This window comes from Fictibacillus sp. EA-CB0309 (assembly GCF_055814265.1).
On record NZ_CP169271.1, the window covers coordinates 1,424,103 to 1,441,740 of the forward strand.

Below are 17,638 nucleotides of genomic sequence, written 5' to 3' on the forward strand. Positions count from 1 at the left end.
TTTTACCAGGGAGGATAACCATTATGCCTAAAATGAAAACTCATAAAGGTGCTGCGAAGCGCTTTAGAAAAACTGGATCAGGTAAATTAAAGCGTGCTCGCGCTTATACTAGTCACTTGTTTGCTAACAAGTCTACAAAAGCTAAGCGTAAGCTTCGTAAAGCAAAACTTGTTCACAGCGGTGATTACAAGCGTATCCGCACATTGTTAACTTACAAAAAACGTTAATCGTTTATCAATCGATTTAAAAATAGGAGGTTTTTAATATGCCAAGAGTAAAAGGTGGCTATGTAACACGTCGTCGTCGTAAAAAAGTTCTTAAGTTAGCTAAAGGCTATTTCGGTTCTAAACATAAATTATTTAAAGTAGCACAACAACAAGTATTCAAATCTTTAATGTACGCTTACCGTGACCGTCGTCAGAAGAAGCGTGACTTCCGTAAGCTTTGGATCACTCGTATTAACGCTGCTGCACGTACAAACGGTCTTTCTTACAGCCGTTTAATGCACGGTCTTAAACTTGCGGGTATCGACATCAACCGTAAGATGCTTTCTGAAATCGCAATCACAGACGAAAAAGCTTTCGCTGAATTGGCTTCAAAAGCTAAAGAAAGCCTAAAAGCTTAATTAGAAAAAAGAAAAGATCATTTCCTCATTTGATGGAGATGATCTTTTTTCATTCTGAAGGGAAAAACAACAAGGTGCTAATCATATATCTAATCATTTTAAACGCTGCCGCCTATTATGTTATGAAAAGAGACAAAGCATCCGCAAAAGAAGGGAAATGGCGTACACCTGAAGCGCGATTATGGCTAATCGCATTTGTAGGTGGGGCACCCGGAATGTGGCTTGCTATGAAAAAGTTCCGTCATAAAACGAAACATTCATCTTTTCGATACGGTATTCCTATTTTAAGTATCATGATAACGGTTTTGGCGGGCTGGTTTTTATAGAAAGCTAATCCTGTTGAAGGTATCGTTTGTCTTTTAAGAATAGCCTCCAGAATATATAAAATCCTGGTGCCAAGATGGCAAGACCTACGATATACATAATCATTAAGGAATAAAAGGTTTCTTTAGCTGTAAATGCTTCATAAATCGTTAAATCAGGGAATACGATATAAGGCAGATGAGCTAAACCATAGCCAACACTAGCTAGACCGTATTGTAATACAGTTGCCAATAATGTAAAACGCGGCCGTCCAATTCCTGGGCGGTTTTGTTTTGGCCACCAAAGGGCCGCGTACGCCATTAGAAACGAAAGTAAAGATAGAATAAACCATATTTTTTGATCCATTAGGTTGTCTACCAGCCAACGGGATTCTGGTGCCATAAACAATAGCGTAAAAAGCGCAGAAAGCAAAGTAAGCGGCCCTAACATGATGGCATTGCTGCGATACAGTCTGTAAGCATCCTCTCTATTCGAAACCCGTGCGTAATCTGCTAAAAATAGCGATGACAGATAAAGTTCAGAAGTTAAACCGAAAAGTACATAAAGGTATAGCGTTGGGCTTGTAAACAATTTTCCTAACAAAAGGCTTTGAGTGTCTCCATCAACTGCGATAAATCCACCTTGAGAAATGGGCAGAACAGCTATGAGTAAGGAAGGAATCAATAATCCAGAAATTCCTGAGATGATAAACATCGTCCTTCTATACCCTTGTACAGAGTAAGAGAACACCATAAAAGCACTTCGAATGGCCAGCAAAAAGAGAATTAATGAAACAGGTACTAGCATAACGGTTCCAAGTGTGTAGGCTCCTTTTGGGAAGAAGCCTACAAACGCTACCACTAGAAGAACGAGAAACGTGTTGGTAATTTCCCATGTTGGGGATAAGAAACGATTGGCGATCCTGCCTGCCATCGTTCTATGATTGTTGTAGATCATCGCCCAAAACCCAGCTCCGAAATCGATGGAACCAAAAATGCTATAAATAAAAATAAAGGTCCACATCATCAGGATCGCTAAAACTTCTTCGCTCATCCTTTATTCCTCCTTCCTAACCTTGAATTTTTTCCATATCTTTTGAAACCGGATTTCGTTTGAAATAGGCCGTTAAAATAAGAACGGTTAATACGCTAAGAAGCGCATATAAAAATAAGAATAAAAGGAAGAGCATGCCAAGATCTTCATTTTTTGTAGCAGCTTCTGCTGTCGTCTGGACTCTATAAATCGTCCAGGGCTGTCTCCCGCTACAGCTGAACACCCATCCGAATTCAATGCCTAGCATGGATAGAGGTCCAGAAAATACAAGCGACCAAAGCAGCCACTTTGGAAATGGCTTTCCTCGCTTTTTAACAAAGAACCACCAATAAAATAAGGCGAATGCGGCCAGTCCCAATAAAAGAGTACCGATTCCTACCATTAAATTAAAGAGAGTGTGGACATAGAAAGGTGGCCACGTTTCACGAGGAAATTCGTATAGTCCCTTAACTTCCGTATCAAACTTTCCGGCAGCCAGCCAGCTGAGTGCCCATGGAATTTCTATGCCGTATTTAACTTCTTCTGTCTTAGGATCTGTATAACCACCTATTGCAAGCGGTGCATATCTTTGTGTTTCAAACAACCCTTCAGCTGCAGCTAGTTTTTCAGGCGAATGCTGATGCAGAATCTGTGCTGAATGATGCCCAGAAGTTGCCGAGACAAAACTCATCACAAGCGCGACAGCAAGAGACATGAATAAGCCTTTTAAGTGATAAGCACGTTCACGTTCTGGACGTTTTTTTAATAGTTTAAATGCCGCAACTGCTGCAACGGCAAAGGCACCTGTCATATATGCGGTAACCGCAACATGAAACGAGGAAGACAAAAAGCTAGGATTAAAAAAGGCATCCCAAGGATTTACATCATAGATCGTTCCATCAGGCTTGATCTTAAAACCAGCAGGTGTATTCATCCACGTGTTAACCGCAGAGATTAAGATCGCAGACGCAACGGCGCCTAGTGCAACAAAGAATACCGAGATCAAGCGAAAGTACCTTGGTAATCTGTCAGCCGCATAAACGTAAATAGACATAAACAGGGCTTCTAAAAAGAAAGCAAAGATCTCAATCTGAAAGGGAAGGGAGATGACCTTTCCTACGATTTCCATAAAACCTGGCCATAACAAAGATAATTGGACGCCGACAATCGTTCCCGATGGAATGGCAACACCTAAAAGAACAGCGAAGGCTTTCGTCCAACGCTTTGCCATAATAGCGTAGTCGTTGTCTCCCTTAACTTGATGAATGATTTCCGCGATGACGATCATTAAAGGAATACCAACGCCAAGCGTCGCAAAAATAATATGAAAACCTAGTGATGTTCCAAAAAAGGCTCTCGCGAGTACAACTGTATCCATGCCCGATTCCTCCTAAAAACTAAGAACTTTGTAAGTAAACAATCTATCTTTAAGGTGTCAAAAAATAGAGAGGATTATGCACACGAACATTTTGTCATACAGAGCTCGTCTTCTGTCATATGCTGACTTAAAGGGGGTGAGTGCGTGTTAGACAATACAAGTGTATACATCGAGGTACTCAAGTTTAGTGGAATCTTTGCCCCTTTGCTGTTTATTCTTTTACAGGCATTCAGACAATTCTTTTTCCTGCCTGTCGGTCTCATCTGTCTTACAGGTGGAATTTTGTTCGGAGCAGTTGCGGGCACTTTTTATTCCATCATCGGTATTACCTTGTCGAGTGTTCTTTTTTACTGGGGCATGAAAAGCATGCCGAAACTGATGAAAAAGTAAAAAAACTGCAAAAAAAGTGGATCGGAAAAAGAATGCCATTTTCGGTAGGTCAGATTGCTATTTTAAAAATGATTCCATTCATGCATTTTCATCTTTTAAGTCTTTGTCTGATTGAAATCTCGGCAAATTTTAGAGAGTATACGAAGGCTAGTATTATTTCAAACATACCGATCGCTATTTTTTATTCCTCGTTTGGATCCGTACTGCTTTCTCTGTCATTAGTAACATCTGCTGCAATCATAATCGTATTATCCGTTTTGTTTTATCTATTAAGAAGAAAAGAATTGGTCATAAAGTGGAGTGAATTTTTTGAGGCAGACCACGTAAAACGTGAAAAACAGCGCATGCCTGCATAGGGTATGCTTTTTTTGTTCAAACATAACAAAACTTCCACGAATAAAGTGCCAGATAAGTTATAATAGCTATTGAAATAGGTAGAGATAGTATGTACAAAATGGAGGACTTATATGGAGTACGAAATTAAAATAAAATTAAACAATGATAACGCGATATTACCTTACCAAGCCCATCAAGGCGATGCAGGATTGGATTTGTTTTCTATAGAGGAAATGATTATTAAACCAGGAGAGACAGGGTTGATTTCAACTGGGATACAAATCGAGTTACCTAAATTTACTGAAGCGCAAATTAGACCGAGAAGTGGATTAGCTCTTAAACATTCAGTTACTGTTTTGAATAGCCCGGGTACAATTGACGAAGGATATAGAGGAGAAATAAAAATAATATTAATAAATCATGGGAAAGTAGATTTTAAAGTTGAGAAGCACATGAAAATTGCACAAATGGTATTAGCACCGGTACTAAAGGTTCGTATTAAAGAAACACAAATATTAACAGAATCCGAAAGAGGCAATCATGGCTTTGGATCTACTGGAACTAAATAAAATAAAACTAGCCCATCATTTAATGTTGGGCTAAAACAACTTTTATTAAAATGTTATGAAATTCTCTTATCAATATCACCAACTCCTGGTATAAGCATACCGTCAGCATTTAATTTATCTGGTTCACCAACTACAAAGATTACCGGCATTGGATAAATGTCCATCATTAATTCTTCTATTCCCCTGTTAGAGTAAAAAACTGAGGCAACGATTATATTCCTTGGTTTATAGGTTTCAATTGCTTTTTGTGCTAAAGATATTGCTGTACATCCAGTAGCAAGAACTGACTTTGCAATTATTACATTTTCGATGTATCTTCCTTTAGGGATTTTAGGTAGCTCAACGGCAGCAATCTCGCTTTGTAAAGTTGAAGGACCTCGTAACCCTGCAAAATCCATATACCCACGTAATCCACCATCAAAATGTGAAGCAATTCCTTTACCGAAATAATTATAATCATCTCTAGTACTTAAGACTACAGTAGTTGGAATTGAAAATCGCATACCTTCAAATGGTAAATCCATAGGGGTCTGAATTTTAGTGGATGTTGTAAACATTTCACCAACTATTTCTTCTCCTATTTTCTCTCCTAGTTTATTCAGAGTAGTTCTTAGTAGCTGATTCTGTGCTGATTGATCTCGTATTTGAGTAGTTAAAGCTAATAAAAAATTTGATTTTAATACATTAACATTTGCCATTACTTATTAACTTCCGTAGAGGATAGTGTCCAAGTAGCAAATTGACCTTGTAATTTTGATAAACAGCCCCAAAAATCACTAAATAAATCCTGTTTATGAAAAATCACAATATGTTTTTTTCGAAGTAATCGTAAGTAATTTCTACCTTGTCCTCTGTTACGTTATAATATACGCGGGCACTTGATTCAGGTTTATTTTCTTTAGCAAGTCTAATAAAATGATCTACATAATCAGTACTACTATTCAAACTTGCTCTGTTTTTTAGCCAGTTAATAAATGACTTTTGAACAATTTCTCCTAATTCATGCGTATAAGTGAAAGAGCTCCTCCAATATCCTGAGTAATAATCACAAACTCTACTAATAAATTCTTGCTGTTTAGGATCAATTTTTTTATTGCTTTCTTTCATAAAAAGTAAAACTTTCGTGGGATCTGCATGGAGAGCCTGATCAAACTCAATCTCAGTAGCTGACTTTGAAAGTCCATTCACTTCCATTCCATATTTTGAACCCAAGATTAATATGTATAAATCACATTCTCTAGCCATTTTTAATGTTTCATGCATAGAACTACCAGAAAACGACTGGTCATTTAAATTACCTGCACCGATTAATTCTACAAAATCTGTAGAGGAAAAGGCTTTTTTAACTGCGTCTCTTTCACCAAGTAAATCTTTAATTGTGGAACTAATCATAATAGTAATAGGAACCATGAACATTCACCCCATTAAATTTTTTTTTTTGGTTGAAAATTGAAAAAATAAACTTATATTAATTATAAGTAATTAATTCCATTTATGTAACTTTTATATAAAACCGTAATAGAAATAAAATTTTTCGATAAAATTCGGTATTGTATAAGTTTAAGGAATAAGTGTATATTATAAAATTAGACATATTAAAATGCTAAAAAATAAAATTATATCTATGTGAAAAATAAAAAAACCCGGAAATCCCGGGTTTTACTTTAAGCCATCAGATAGAGTTGTTAAAATTTCTTCCTTCTTTTGCTGATCTGAATTTTTCCAGATCACTTCAAAAAGTACGCCAAGACCAGGAAGCATTTTTCTTCTCCACTTTCGATTGCATCAACAATCGTATCTTGTAATTGCTCTTTATTGTTTCCAGTAACGTTATGCAATACAGCTTTTCTTAAATCAAGATTCATGGGATAAGCACCTCTATTAATTTTTTCTTTTTTATTGTGTACGTTATGAGTAAGTTTTATGAGGAAAAATATTAAATATTTATGATTTAAAGGAGTACACCTTATAATGAAGCACATCGAATCAGAATCCAACGCTTCTTTAAAGCAATGGAAGAAGCTGCATACAAAAAAAGAGCGAGAAAGATCAGGCACATATTTGATTGAAGGCCCACATCTTATTGAAGAGGCAATAAAATCTGGTGCAAAGCTGCAGCATGTCATTATTGAAGAAAATTTTGAAATAAATGAAGCCTGGCTAAAAGAAAAGTTTACGCTATGGTCGGTTCCGGCTAAATTGATGAAACAGCTTTCTGAAACAGAAAAACCACAAGGGATTGTGGCTGTATGTGAAATGATGGATCAGTCAGCCGAACTTATAATAGAAAATGGCCGTTACTTATTGATAGACGGTGTACAAGACCCAGGTAATCTCGGAACAATCATTCGTACAGCGGATAGTGCTGGACTTGATGGAGTCTTCTTAGGTGAGGGTACCGCAGACCTTTATAATGGCAAAACAGTTAGGTCTACTCAAGGTTCTCTTTTTCATCTGCCGATTGTAAAAGCAGATCTTTTAGAGATTATCGAGCAATGTAAGGAGCGGAATATCACTGTTCTTTCAACTTCTTTGCAAAAAGCTGTTGATATGCGGAAAGCACCAGAAGTTGAAGGTTTCGCCTTAATCGTTGGAAACGAAGGAGCTGGTGTGCAGGAAGTTTTGCAAAAAGAATCGACGATGAATGTGAAGATACCCATTTTCGGTGAAGCTGAATCTTTAAATGTATCGGTCGCAACAGGCATTCTGTTGTATGAATTGCAGCGAAATCGAACGTAATTTGTTATGAGACGTTGCAATTGCTGATTTTTTTCATATATAATGAAAAAGATGAAAGGAATAGTGTGAAAAGCAAAGATGGAGAAAAGTAGATAATGATTCCGCCAAAAAGGGAGGAAATGTCCTGGACTGCGAGCATTTCTTTGGTAGGTATTATTGAATTCACTCCTGAGTTGTCACCTGAACGATTAAGTAGGGCTGACCGGTGAAGAGCCGTTATTTTAAATGAAGTGAACAGTGTATTTTTCATTGTTAAATTGGGTGGTACCGCGAACTCCTCGTCCCTTATTGGATGAGGAGTTTTTATATTTTTTAAGGAGGGGTTGCACGGTGAAAGACCGTTTAGAAGCTCTAAAAGTAGAAGCGATTGGCCAAATCAAAGAAAGCCAAGATTTAAAAGATCTGCAAGCAGTGAAAGTTGCTTATTTAGGAAAGAAAGGACCCATTACTGAAGTATTAAAAGGAATGGGTAAATTATCTGCAGAAGAACGACCTGTTATCGGAGCATATGCCAACGAAGTGCGTGACAGCATTCAGCAGGAGCTTGATAAAAAACAGACTGAGTTGGAAAATGCGGCAATCTCAGAAAAACTGGCGAAAGAAACGATCGATGTTTCATTACCAGGAAGACCTGTTAAACAAGGAAATTCGCATCCGTTAACAGCGGTTGTGACAGAGATTGAAGATTTGTTTCTAAGCATGGGCTTTACTATTGCGGAAGGGCCAGAAGTGGAAACAGACTATTACAACTTTGAAGCATTGAACTTGCCAAAGGGTCATCCGGCACGCGACATGCAGGATTCGTTCTTTATTACTGAAGACATCTTGCTTCGTACTCAAACGTCTCCAGTTCAGGCTCGTACGATGGAAAAGCACGAAGGTCAAGGACCTGTGAAAATCATCTCTCCAGGGAAGGTTTACCGCAGAGATAACGACGATGCAACACATTCCCATCAGTTCATGCAGATCGAAGGACTTGTGGTTGATCAAAACGTTCGATTAAGTGACTTAAAAGGTGTCCTTGAAACGTTTGCTAAGAAAATGTTTGGCGAAGATCGTAAAATTCGTCTGCGTCCAAGCTTTTTCCTTTTACAGAACCATCTGTCGAAATGGATATCTCTTGCTTTAAGTGTAGCGGAAAAGGCTGTTCGATCTGTAAGCAAACAGGTTGGATTGAAATCTTAGGAGCGGGTATGGTTCATCCGAACGTTCTTGAGATGGCTGGGTTTGATTCAAAGAAATACACAGGTTTTGCATTTGGTATGGGACCTGAGCGTATCGCGATGCTTAAATATGGAATTGATGATATTCGTCATTTCTATGCGAACGATATCCGGTTTTTAAAACAATTCAAAAATGCATAACTTGAGGAGGGGAATTACATGCTAATCTCTTATAACTGGCTAAAAGAATATGTAAACATAGAAATTACACCGTCTGAATTAGCAGATAGAATCACAAAAAGCGGTATCGAAGTTGAAATGGTCGAGTCGTTAAATAAAGGAATCAGCGGAGTTGTTGTAGGATATGTTCAAGAATGTATCCAGCATCCTAATGCTGACAAACTTAGAGTATGTAAAGTAGATGTAGGCCAAGGGGAAGTTTCTCAAATCGTTTGCGGTGCACCTAACGTGGCGCAAGGTCAAAAGGTTGCTGTAGCCGTGCCAGGTGCAGTTCTTCCAGGTAACTTTAAAATCAAAAAAGCAAAACTTCGCGGAGAAGAATCACACGGTATGATTTGTTCTCTTCAAGAGTTAGGCGTAGACACAAAACTTGTACCAAAGGAATATTCAACAGGAATCTTTGTGATGCCTTCTGATGCAGAGCCAGGAAGTGATGCATTAGAATACTTAAATCTGCATGACCACGTGCTTGAGCTTGGCCTGACGCCAAACCGTGCTGATTGCTTAAATGTGATTGGTGTTGCTTATGAAGTTGCAGCAATCCTTGAGCAAGAAGTAAAGCTTCCAAATTTAGCGATTGCAACTACAGAAGAAAAAGCGGAAGACTTTATTTCCGTTCATATTGATTCATTAGAAGATAATCCGTATTACGGAGCGATGATGATCCGTGATGTTAAGATTGGTCCTTCACCCCTTTGGATGCAGAATCGATTAATGGCTTCAGGAATTCGTCCGATCAATAACATTGTTGATATTACAAATTATGTATTGCTGGAATACGGTCAGCCGCTTCATGCTTTCGACTATAACCGATTAGGATCTAAAGAGATTGTTGTTCGTCGTGCAGCAGAAGGTGAGAAAATTCTTACTCTCGATGATCAAGAACGTACACTTAAAGACACACACTTAGTGATTACAAACGGTAAAGACCCGATTGCTGTTGCTGGTGTGATGGGCGGAGCAACAAGTGAAGTGCAAAATGATACAACAAACGTTCTTTTAGAAGCAGCTTACTTTGCCTCTGCACGTGTAAGAGCAGCTTCTAAAGATCTAGGTTTACGCAGTGAAGCAAGTTCCAGATATGAAAAAGGCATTGATCGTAACCGTGTATACGCAGCAGCTATGAGAGCAGCTGGATTGATGGCTGAACTTGCTGGAGGGAAAGTAGCTGAAGGAATTGTTGAAGCTGGAAAGCGCGAAGTAAACACATACAGTGTGAAGATGGACGTTTCTAGAATGAATGCTCTACTTGGAACAGAGATTTCGCCTGAACAAACAGCAGCAATCTTTGACAGACTAGGGTTTTCATATAAAGAAACGGATGGGCAGTTCGAAGTGGTTGTTCCTTCAAGAAGACCAGATATTACGATTGAAGCTGATCTGATCGAAGAAGTAGGACGTATTTACGGATATGACCGCATTCCAACGACGTATCTTTTATCAGAAGCACGTCCTGGCGGGTTAACGAAGAACCAAGCACAACGTCGTGACATCCGAACGTATCTTGAAGGTGCGGGACTTTATCAAGCTGTAACGTATGCGTTGACAACTCCAGCTAAGTCCACTCATTTTTCTTTTAGTGGTGAGACAGTTTATCCGATTTCCGTTGCTCATCCGATGAGTGAAGAGCGCAGTACGCTAAGAATGAGCTTGCTGCCACAACTTCTTGAAGTGCTTCAATATAACAGAAACCGTTCAATGGAAGATCTCGCTATTTATGAGATGGGCTCTGTATTCATCAATCGTCAGGAAGAGTTGACAGAACTTCCAGAGGAGTACGTATTTGTTTCTGGAGCAGTAACCGGTGTATTTAACGAACATTTGTGGCAAGGTGAAAGAAAGACAGTCGACTTTTACGTTCTAAAAGGAATTCTAGAAGGGCTAATGGGTGAACTGAATCTTTCAGAGCGCATCACGTACGAAGCAGGAGAAATTGAGAACATGCATCCAGGAAGAACAGCTATTGTGAAACTCGATGGTATTTCCGTAGGGTTTGTTGGTCAGCTTCACCCTGCTCTACAAAAAGAGTTAGATCTTAAAGATACGTATGTGTTCGAGTTGAGTGCAACAAATCTTTTAGAGAAGGAAACAAATGAGATGGTATATCAGACTCTGCCTCGTTATCCTTCTATTACCCGGGATATTGCTTTAGTAGTTGATCAAGAACTTCCAGCAGGTGATCTGACAACTGTGATACAAGCGGCGGGTGGAGAGTTATTAAAAGAAGTAAACCTTTTTGATCTGTATGAAGGAGAAAAGATGGAAGAAGGTAAGAAGTCACTTGCTTTCTCATTAAAATACTTCGATCCAGAACGTACACTTACAGATGAAGAGGTAGTAACAGCGCATGACCGCGTATTAAAGAGTTTAGAAGAACGCTTTGGCGCTCAATTAAGAAAATAAGCAGCAAAAAACCGGCTTATCAGATGATGAGCCGGTTTTTTTATAAAGGAAAATGTATTCCTACAGGAGCGTTACTTCCTCTTTTTACTCAACAGATTTAGTGCTTTTTGGGTGTTTGCAAAATGCTTCTTGGTTGCAGTATCAAAAACAGACTGTCCAAACTTCTCAACGAGCTCTGCCGCTTTAACATCGACATGAGGCCCTGCTCCCTTTGGGATTACCGTATTGAAACGTGCGCCTAGTTTATCCATCTCTTTTAAGAAGCTATATCTTGCCAAAATAGAGGCAGCTGCCACAGCAAGGTGAATAGACTCACCTTTTGTCGCAAAATAGAGCCCTTCTTTTAAAAGGTTTTTCTCTTTCGTTAAGTAGTTAAAATAAACACCAGGTTCGCAAAACTGATCCACTAATATACCTTCTATCTCTTTCCCTTCAATTTTAGCTTTTACATTTTGAAGAGCGCGGTTATGAAGAATTGCCTTGATTTTCCCTTGACTCATTCCTTTTTGCTGCAGCTCATTGTATTTTTCATTATTTAAAACAAGAAGAGAGTAAGGGACGGTGTGAATAAGTTCTTTAGCGATTTGAATGATCTGTTTATCGTTTAAGTGCTTCGAATCTTTAACGCCAAGTTCCCTTACTAGATCTAGCTGATCCCGTGATACATACGCTGCAGCAACAGTCATTGGGCCAAAATAATCACCTGTGCCAACTTCATCGCTTCCGATCATTGATAACTCTGCAGCATTTTGTGGCGGAGCATAGTGATGTGGTGGTTTAACGACTTTGCTTTTATCCTTAGATGGTGCGACTTGACCTGAAAATTTTTGAGACGCTTCTTCAGCGCCTTTTCCTTGAAACAGCACTTTCCCTGAATGATAGGCCGTTACAGTACAATCTGAAAGTTTAGCTGAAAAACGGCACCAGGTGGCGTTTTAGGTGAAAGGACTTGTGAAAGTTCTTTTTTCATTTCGAGTATTTCCGAGTTCGTCATTTTTTTTACAATATGTGCCATGCCTATTTTCCTCCTATGAATGAAGAGATTTCCAAATATATCAAAAAAGCGCTACAATAGAACAGAAATATTTTCAACTATGTACGATATTTGATAAGATAAAGATTAGAGTATTCATTAAATGAATGATCCTTTTTACAATAAGGAGGTTATTTTGTGGCGGAAGACAAAAATAAAAACCGTACTACGGTCGAGATATATGGACAACGTTATGTAATTGCAGGGACCGAAACTTCCAGCCACATTCATTTAGTAGCTGATAAAGTAGATTTGAAAATGAGAGAAATTCAATCTCATAATCGGTTTCTCGATACGAAACAACTTGCTGTACTAACAGCAGTAAATACAATGAGTGAATATTTAAAGATTAAAGAAGAGCTGAAAAAATTGCAACAGCGAATTGGAAAAGAGGAAAGATAGCATGCTGGATTTAATTTTATTTATCGTATTAATAGGCGGTTTTTTAATTGGATTAAAACGCGGTTTCATTATGCAGCTGGTACACTTGATCGGGTTTATAGCCGCTTACATTGTTGCTTACTTGTATTATGATGATTTAGCTCCAAAGCTGGAGTTATGGATTCCGTACCCTTCGTCAAATGAAAGTTCCGTATCATTCCTGTTGAACAGTATATCGCTTGAACAGGCTTACTATAATGCCATAGCTTTTGCTTTTCTGTTCTTTGCGACTAAGATTATTTTGCAGATTCTTGGTTCAATGCTAGATTTTCTTGCCAATCTGCCAATCCTGCATACGTTTAATAGATGGCTTGGCGGCTTATTAGGGTTTGTGGAAGTATACTTGATCGTGTTTATTTTGTTGTATATCGCAACGTTAGTACCGATTGAAGCCTTTCAAGCTCATTACGAAAATTCATGGATCGCACAGGGAATGGTCAAAAACACCCCCGTATTTTCTGAGTCAGTGAAGGAAATGTGGATGAAACATATGGCATAACTTCTCCCAAAGCGGAGAAGTTTTTTTGTCTTTGCTGTTTACGTTTAAACTCTGTTGTTCTTGAAAGTGGTTGATTTCCGCTCCAGGTTGCTCGCTTTCCGCGGGGGAGGCGGTGAGCCACATTCGTACGTTTCCGTATAAGTGTCTCACCTGCCCGCCTGTCCCGCAGGAGTCGGCAACCTTACGCTACAATCAACTTGCAAATGAAGAGGAAAGAATTCGAATGCAAGAATTCTTTAGAATAGAACCATTTAAAAAAACAACAAACAAAAAAAGCCATTGTTTTTCCAGCCATACAATTAATAATAGAGGTGAGCTCATTATGGTTAATAAAAAGAGGTAGTACGCGTACTTGAACAGATTGCTTTGTACCTTGAAATCTTAGGTGAGAATTCTTTTAAAGTTTCCGCTTATCGTAAAGCAGCGAACGCTCTTGAAAGTGATGAGCGAACGATGGATGAGATTGGTGATGTATCGAAACTGAAAGGAATCGGTAAAGGGACAGCTACGGTTATTTTCGAAATGATAGAAAAAGGGAAGTCGGACCTTTTAGTTGAACTTCAGGAAAGAGTACCGTCTGAATTGATTACTTTATTACAAGTTCCTAATCTAGGCGGAAAAAGATTGCTAAACTTTATTCAGAGTTAGGTATAACGAATATTGAATCTCTAAAAGAAGCATGTGAAAATGGTAAAGTAAGAGAACTGGCAGGCTTTGGTGCAAAAACAGAAGAAAAGATCCTATCTTCTTTAAAGGATCTAGGTAAACGCCCTGAAAGATTGCCGATTGCCTATATGCTGCCTATCGCCGAAAAGATAGAATTGCAGCTGGAAAAAATGAGGCACATTGAAAGGTTCTCTAGGGCGGGTAGCCTTAGACGTTACCGTGAAACGATAAAGGATCTGGACTTTATTATCTCTAGTAAAAATCCAGATAAAGTGAAGGAACAGCTTTTAAATTTAGAGGGCGTCATAGATGTTATTGCAAGCGGTGATACAAAAGTTTCTGTTGTATTAGATGAAAAGATGGCAGTATCCGTTGATTTTCGAATCGTTGAACCGCAGCAATTTGCTACGACTCTGCATCATTTTACAGGTTCGATGGAACATAATGTGAAAATGAGACAGCTCGCGAAGGCTAGAGGGAAAAAATCAGTGAGTATGGTGTTGAAAATACAGAGACAGGTGAAGTTCAAACGTTTGAGAGCGAAGAAGAATTTTATTCCCATTTCGATTTGAATTGGATACCACCTGAAGCTAGAGAAACTGGAGATGAAATAGAGCTTTTTAAAGAAAGTCATGATCTTATTCAATTGTCGGATATTAAGGGCGATCTGCATCTTCACTCAACCTGGAGTGATGGAGCCTTCTCTATTGAGGAAATGGCTGAAGAAGCTAGAAGCAGAGGCTATGAGTTCATGGCGATTACAGATCATTCTCAATATTTGCGTGTAGCGAATGGTCTTACTCCTGAGAGAGTTAGGATGCAGCGTCAAGAGATTAAAAAATTGAATGAAAAATACTCGGATTTTAAAATTTTTGCGGGAATTGAAATGGATATACTTCCCGATGGCACTTTGGATTATGATGATGAATTATTAGATGAAATGGATTTTGTTATAGCAAGTATTCATTCTGCTTTTTCACAAGACCAAAGCAAAATCATGAAACGGTTTAAAACAGCTCTAGAGCATAAGAAAGTAGACCTTATCGCTCATCCAACAGGACGCTTAATCGGCCGCAGAGATGGGTATGACGTGGACATAGAGTTGCTACTGAAGCTTGCCTCTGAAACCGGTACAGCTATTGAGTTAAATGCGAATCCTAATCGGCTAGATCTTGCACCTGAATGGTTACAAAAAGCACAAGAGCTCGATGTAAAGATATCAATAAATACAGATGCACATTTTAAAGATACGATGAAACATATGGAGATTGGAGCAGCGGTTGCACGAAAAGGTTTAATTAGAAAAAGCAGCGTGATCAACACGATGACTTTAAAAGAATTTGAAACCTATCTAAACCGTAAAAGATAGCTCTATATCCTCGAATCAGGAGGAAAGAATATGCAAGAAAAAATGCTGCGTGTTTTAGAATTGAGAAAAGTGATAGATCGGCTAAAAAAGCATGCAAGCTGTTCACTTGGACTGAATAAAATTGATTCCCTTATGCCTTTCACAACACTTGAAGAAGTGAACGAAGCACAAGAAGCAACAGATGAAGGTGTGAAAGTCCTGAGATTAAAAGGACAAGTTCCATTTGGCGGAATCTTTGATATTTCTTCAAACGTAAAGCGTTCTAAAATAGGTAGTCTTTTAAACGAAGAAGACCTAATGGATATCGCTTCAACTCTTTATGGGGGAAGACGGTTTAAAAGATTTATCGAGGGATTAACCGAGGATGGAATTGAACTGCGTATTCTAAGTTATGCGGCAGATCAAATCGTCCCTCTTCATGAACTAGAACAATCAATAAAAAATTGTATCGATGACAATGGACACATGATGGATAGTGCCAGTCCGGAACTGCGCGCGATTCGTCAGCAGCTTCGTACGTTTGAAGCAAGAGTAAGAGAAAAGCTTGAATCAATCGTAAGGTCATCGAGCTATCAAAAGATGTTATCAGACTCGATCATCACTATTCGTAATGATCGATTTGTTATCCCAGTTAAACAAGAGTACAGAGGGAATTTTGGCGGAATGGTGCATGATCAATCTGCTAGTGGAGCGACTTTGTTCATTGAACCACAATCTGTTGTAACGGTTAACAATCAGGTGAAAGAAGCTAAAGCGAAAGAAGCACGTGAGATTGAAAAGATTTTAAGAGAGCTCACTTCACAGGTTGCTGAGAATGCAGACGATATTTTAGTAAACGTAGACATACTAGCTGAAATGGATTTCATATTAGCGAAAGCCAGATTTGCTCATGAGTTAAAATGTACCCGTCCAATTATGAATGATAAAGGATTTATTTCCTTAAACAGCGGAAGACATCCTCTTCTTGATCAAGAAACCGTTGTTCCGACAAGCGTTATGTTAGGCGGGGAATATCAATCACTTGTCATTACAGGTCCTAATACTGGTGGTAAAACAGTTACACTCAAAACAATAGGTCTCCTTACATTGATGGCACAATGCGGACTTCAGATTCCTGCTCAGGAAGAATCTGAAATGGCAGTGTTTAAGAGTATTTATGCTGATATAGGTGATGAGCAATCTATTGAACAATCATTGAGTACGTTTTCTTCACATATGGTGAATATTGTAGATATTTTAAACAAGATTGATTTTGAATCACTTGTACTTTTTGATGAATTAGGTGCAGGGACAGATCCACAGGAAGGGGCAGCACTTGCCATTTCTATCCTGGACTTTGTTTTTGCTAGAGGAGCACGGGTTGTAGCAACTACACATTACAGTGAACTAAAAGCATATGCTTATAATCGTCCTGGAGTAATGAATGCATCCGTTGAATTTGATGTGCAAACGCTTAGACCGACATACAGGTTATTGGTCGGAGTACCAGGGCGAAGCAACGCATTTGAAATCTCGAAAAGATTAGGACTCCGCCAAGATATTATTGATTCAGCTCGTTCGCAGATTAGTGAAGATGAAAACAAGATTGATAATATGATTAAGTCTCTTGAAGATAATCGCAAACAAGCAGAAAAAGAAATGGAAGAAGCGGAACAGAGAAGAAAAGAAGCTGAGTCCATCAAAGCAGACTTAGCACGTGAGCTCGAGCTTTTCCAAAATGAAAAAGAACGATTGTATGAAAAAGCGAAGCAAGAAGCTGAGCAAGCTGTTGTAAAAGCGCGTGAGACGGCCGAGGAAATTATTCATGAAATTCGCGAACTCCAAAAAACTGGCGGACAAATTAAAGAACATAAACTGATTGAAGCGAAAAAGAGATTGGAAGAAGCCGTTCCTCAATCGAAAGCCAAAAGCAAGAAGCCAAAAGCTGTATCAACCAAGAAAGAATATGTTCCTGGAGATGAAGTAAGAGTACTCAGCGTTGGGCAAAAAGGACATATTGTTGACAAGGTAAGCAGCACCGAATACCAAGTTCAGATTGGCATCTTAAAAATGAATGTTTCAGAGAAAGATTTGGAATGGGTAAAACAAAGTAAACCGAAACCTGAACCGCGCTCATTCGTAAAAGTAACAGGAAACTCAGATTCTTCTCGTCCTGAGCTGGATCTTAGAGGAAACGGTACGAAGATGCGATGCTCGAAGTGGACCGTTATTTGGATGAAGCACTTTTGGCAGGCTTTAACCAAGTGTATATCATACATGGTAAAGGTACGGGTGCATTAAGAAAGGGCGTTCAGGATCTTTTGAAGACTCATCGAAATGTTAAATCCACTCGAATGGGTGCCGCTGGTGAAGGCGGAGGCGGTGTAACCGTAGCTGTGTTAAAGTAAGAGGAGATTTCTCTAGGGTTCATTCGAGGGGAAATGAGCCTTATCTCCAGCACAAAACCAAGCCA

Annotated in this window: 14 protein-coding genes, 5 pseudogenes and 1 other annotated feature; of the genes and pseudogenes, 13 read left to right on the forward strand and 6 right to left on the reverse strand. The window is 38.8% G+C overall.

Going from position 1 to position 17,638, the window contains the following annotated elements; all coding sequences use genetic code 11:
* Positions 1–23: 23 nt before the first annotated feature.
* The 3 genes from rpmI (at position 24) to ACEWFH_RS07920 (ending at position 951) form a co-directional block, all read left to right on the forward strand.
* The gene (rpmI, locus tag ACEWFH_RS07910) at positions 24–227 is read left to right on the forward strand and encodes a 50S ribosomal protein L35 (protein WP_066243622.1); all 204 of its coding nucleotides are present in this window, start codon (positions 24–26) and stop codon (positions 225–227) included.
* A 38-nt stretch (positions 228–265) separates the two neighbouring features.
* Positions 266–625 (forward strand): 50S ribosomal protein L20, encoded by a 360-nt coding sequence (gene rplT / locus ACEWFH_RS07915; protein ID WP_251311360.1) that lies wholly within the window; start codon positions 266–268, stop codon positions 623–625.
* Between the two features lie 74 nt (positions 626–699).
* Positions 700–951: a DUF1294 domain-containing protein gene (locus tag ACEWFH_RS07920; RefSeq protein WP_473726790.1), complete on the forward strand. Its 252-nt coding sequence runs from the start codon at positions 700–702 to the stop codon at positions 949–951.
* A gap of 4 nt (positions 952–955) precedes the next feature.
* On the opposite strand, the gene ACEWFH_RS07925 is transcribed toward ACEWFH_RS07920, so the two are convergent.
* Both ACEWFH_RS07925 and ACEWFH_RS07930 read right to left on the reverse strand, forming a co-directional pair.
* Entirely contained in the window at positions 956–1,981 is a 1,026-nt protein-coding gene (locus ACEWFH_RS07925) for a cytochrome d ubiquinol oxidase subunit II (RefSeq protein ID WP_473726791.1), read from the reverse strand.
* A gap of 16 nt (positions 1,982–1,997) precedes the next feature.
* Positions 1,998–3,338, reverse strand: coding sequence for a cytochrome ubiquinol oxidase subunit I (locus ACEWFH_RS07930; protein ID WP_473726792.1), 1,341 nt, complete (start codon positions 3,336–3,338; stop codon positions 1,998–2,000).
* Between the two features lie 144 nt (positions 3,339–3,482).
* Between ACEWFH_RS07930 and ACEWFH_RS07935 the strand changes: the two genes are divergently transcribed.
* The 3 genes from ACEWFH_RS07935 to dut all read left to right on the forward strand — a co-directional run bounded on the left by ACEWFH_RS07935 (position 3,483) and on the right by dut (position 4,633).
* Entirely contained in the window at positions 3,483–3,728 is a 246-nt protein-coding gene (locus ACEWFH_RS07935) for a hypothetical protein (protein ID WP_473726793.1), read from the forward strand.
* Between the two features lie 32 nt (positions 3,729–3,760).
* Positions 3,761–4,084: a hypothetical protein gene (locus tag ACEWFH_RS07940; RefSeq protein ID WP_473726794.1), complete on the forward strand. Its 324-nt coding sequence runs from the start codon at positions 3,761–3,763 to the stop codon at positions 4,082–4,084.
* A gap of 111 nt (positions 4,085–4,195) precedes the next feature.
* Complete coding sequence (dut, locus tag ACEWFH_RS07945; protein ID WP_473726795.1) at positions 4,196–4,633, forward strand: dUTP diphosphatase; 438 nt, start codon at positions 4,196–4,198, stop codon at positions 4,631–4,633.
* 53 nt (positions 4,634–4,686) lie between these two features.
* On the opposite strand, the gene ACEWFH_RS07950 is transcribed toward dut, so the two are convergent.
* The 3 genes and pseudogenes from ACEWFH_RS07950 to sspI all read right to left on the reverse strand — a co-directional run bounded on the left by ACEWFH_RS07950 (position 4,687) and on the right by sspI (position 6,498).
* The gene (locus tag ACEWFH_RS07950) at positions 4,687–5,331 is read right to left on the reverse strand and encodes a uracil phosphoribosyltransferase (protein ID WP_473726796.1); all 645 of its coding nucleotides are present in this window, start codon (positions 5,329–5,331) and stop codon (positions 4,687–4,689) included.
* 103 nt (positions 5,332–5,434) lie between these two features.
* Positions 5,435–6,043 (reverse strand): DUF4062 domain-containing protein, encoded by a 609-nt coding sequence (locus ACEWFH_RS07955; RefSeq protein ID WP_473726797.1) that lies wholly within the window; start codon positions 6,041–6,043, stop codon positions 5,435–5,437.
* Between the two features lie 249 nt (positions 6,044–6,292).
* Positions 6,293–6,498, reverse strand: a pseudogene (sspI, locus tag ACEWFH_RS07960) (small acid-soluble spore protein SspI).
* A 106-nt stretch (positions 6,499–6,604) separates the two neighbouring features.
* On the opposite strand from sspI, the gene ACEWFH_RS07965 reads away from it, so the two are divergent.
* The 3 genes and pseudogenes from ACEWFH_RS07965 (at position 6,605) to pheT (ending at position 11,178) form a co-directional block, all read left to right on the forward strand.
* Positions 6,605–7,372 (forward strand): TrmH family RNA methyltransferase, encoded by a 768-nt coding sequence (locus ACEWFH_RS07965; protein WP_473726798.1) that lies wholly within the window; start codon positions 6,605–6,607, stop codon positions 7,370–7,372.
* A gap of 66 nt (positions 7,373–7,438) precedes the next feature.
* Positions 7,439–7,661, forward strand: a binding site (T-box leader).
* Positions 7,662–7,702: 41 nt separating this feature from the next.
* Positions 7,703–8,736, forward strand: a pseudogene (gene pheS / locus ACEWFH_RS07970) (phenylalanine--tRNA ligase subunit alpha).
* 18 nt (positions 8,737–8,754) lie between these two features.
* The gene (pheT, locus tag ACEWFH_RS07975; protein WP_473726799.1) at positions 8,755–11,178 is read left to right on the forward strand and encodes a phenylalanine--tRNA ligase subunit beta; all 2,424 of its coding nucleotides are present in this window, start codon (positions 8,755–8,757) and stop codon (positions 11,176–11,178) included.
* 71 nt (positions 11,179–11,249) lie between these two features.
* On the opposite strand, the pseudogene rnhC reads toward pheT, so the two are convergent.
* Positions 11,250–12,193, reverse strand: a pseudogene (gene rnhC, locus ACEWFH_RS07980) (ribonuclease HIII).
* 156 nt (positions 12,194–12,349) lie between these two features.
* Here rnhC and zapA point away from each other — a divergent pair.
* The 4 genes and pseudogenes from zapA (at position 12,350) to ACEWFH_RS08000 (ending at position 17,573) form a co-directional block, all read left to right on the forward strand.
* Positions 12,350–12,613 (forward strand): cell division protein ZapA, encoded by a 264-nt coding sequence (gene zapA, locus ACEWFH_RS07985; RefSeq protein ID WP_289494904.1) that lies wholly within the window; start codon positions 12,350–12,352, stop codon positions 12,611–12,613.
* Between the two features lies 1 nt (position 12,614).
* Positions 12,615–13,151, forward strand: coding sequence for a CvpA family protein (locus ACEWFH_RS07990; RefSeq protein ID WP_473726800.1), 537 nt, complete (start codon positions 12,615–12,617; stop codon positions 13,149–13,151).
* A gap of 360 nt (positions 13,152–13,511) precedes the next feature.
* Positions 13,512–15,186 (forward strand): annotated as a pseudogene (polX, locus tag ACEWFH_RS07995) (DNA polymerase/3'-5' exonuclease PolX).
* 30 nt (positions 15,187–15,216) lie between these two features.
* Positions 15,217–17,573, forward strand: a pseudogene (locus ACEWFH_RS08000) (endonuclease MutS2).
* Positions 17,574–17,638: the final 65 nt, after the last annotated feature.

Excerpts from the sequence above, each read along its gene's own strand:
- rpmI (WP_066243622.1), top strand. The coding sequence starts at position 24 with ATGCCTAAAATGAAAACTCATAAAGGTGCTGCGAAGCGCTTTAGAAAA.
- rplT (WP_251311360.1), top strand. The coding sequence starts at position 266 with ATGCCAAGAGTAAAAGGTGGCTATGTAACACGTCGTCGTCGTAAAAAA.
- ACEWFH_RS07925 (WP_473726791.1), bottom strand. The coding sequence starts at position 1,981 with ATGAGCGAAGAAGTTTTAGCGATCCTGATGATGTGGACCTTTATTTTT.
- ACEWFH_RS07930 (WP_473726792.1), bottom strand. The coding sequence starts at position 3,338 with ATGGATACAGTTGTACTCGCGAGAGCCTTTTTTGGAACATCACTAGGT.
- ACEWFH_RS07940 (WP_473726794.1), top strand. The coding sequence starts at position 3,761 with ATGCCATTTTCGGTAGGTCAGATTGCTATTTTAAAAATGATTCCATTC.
- dut (WP_473726795.1), top strand. The coding sequence starts at position 4,196 with ATGGAGTACGAAATTAAAATAAAATTAAACAATGATAACGCGATATTA.
- ACEWFH_RS07950 (WP_473726796.1), bottom strand. The coding sequence starts at position 5,331 with ATGGCAAATGTTAATGTATTAAAATCAAATTTTTTATTAGCTTTAACT.
- ACEWFH_RS07955 (WP_473726797.1), bottom strand. The coding sequence starts at position 6,043 with ATGGTTCCTATTACTATTATGATTAGTTCCACAATTAAAGATTTACTT.
- ACEWFH_RS07965 (WP_473726798.1), top strand. The coding sequence starts at position 6,605 with ATGAAGCACATCGAATCAGAATCCAACGCTTCTTTAAAGCAATGGAAG.
- pheT (WP_473726799.1), top strand. The coding sequence starts at position 8,755 with ATGCTAATCTCTTATAACTGGCTAAAAGAATATGTAAACATAGAAATT.
- ACEWFH_RS07990 (WP_473726800.1), top strand. The coding sequence starts at position 12,615 with ATGCTGGATTTAATTTTATTTATCGTATTAATAGGCGGTTTTTTAATT.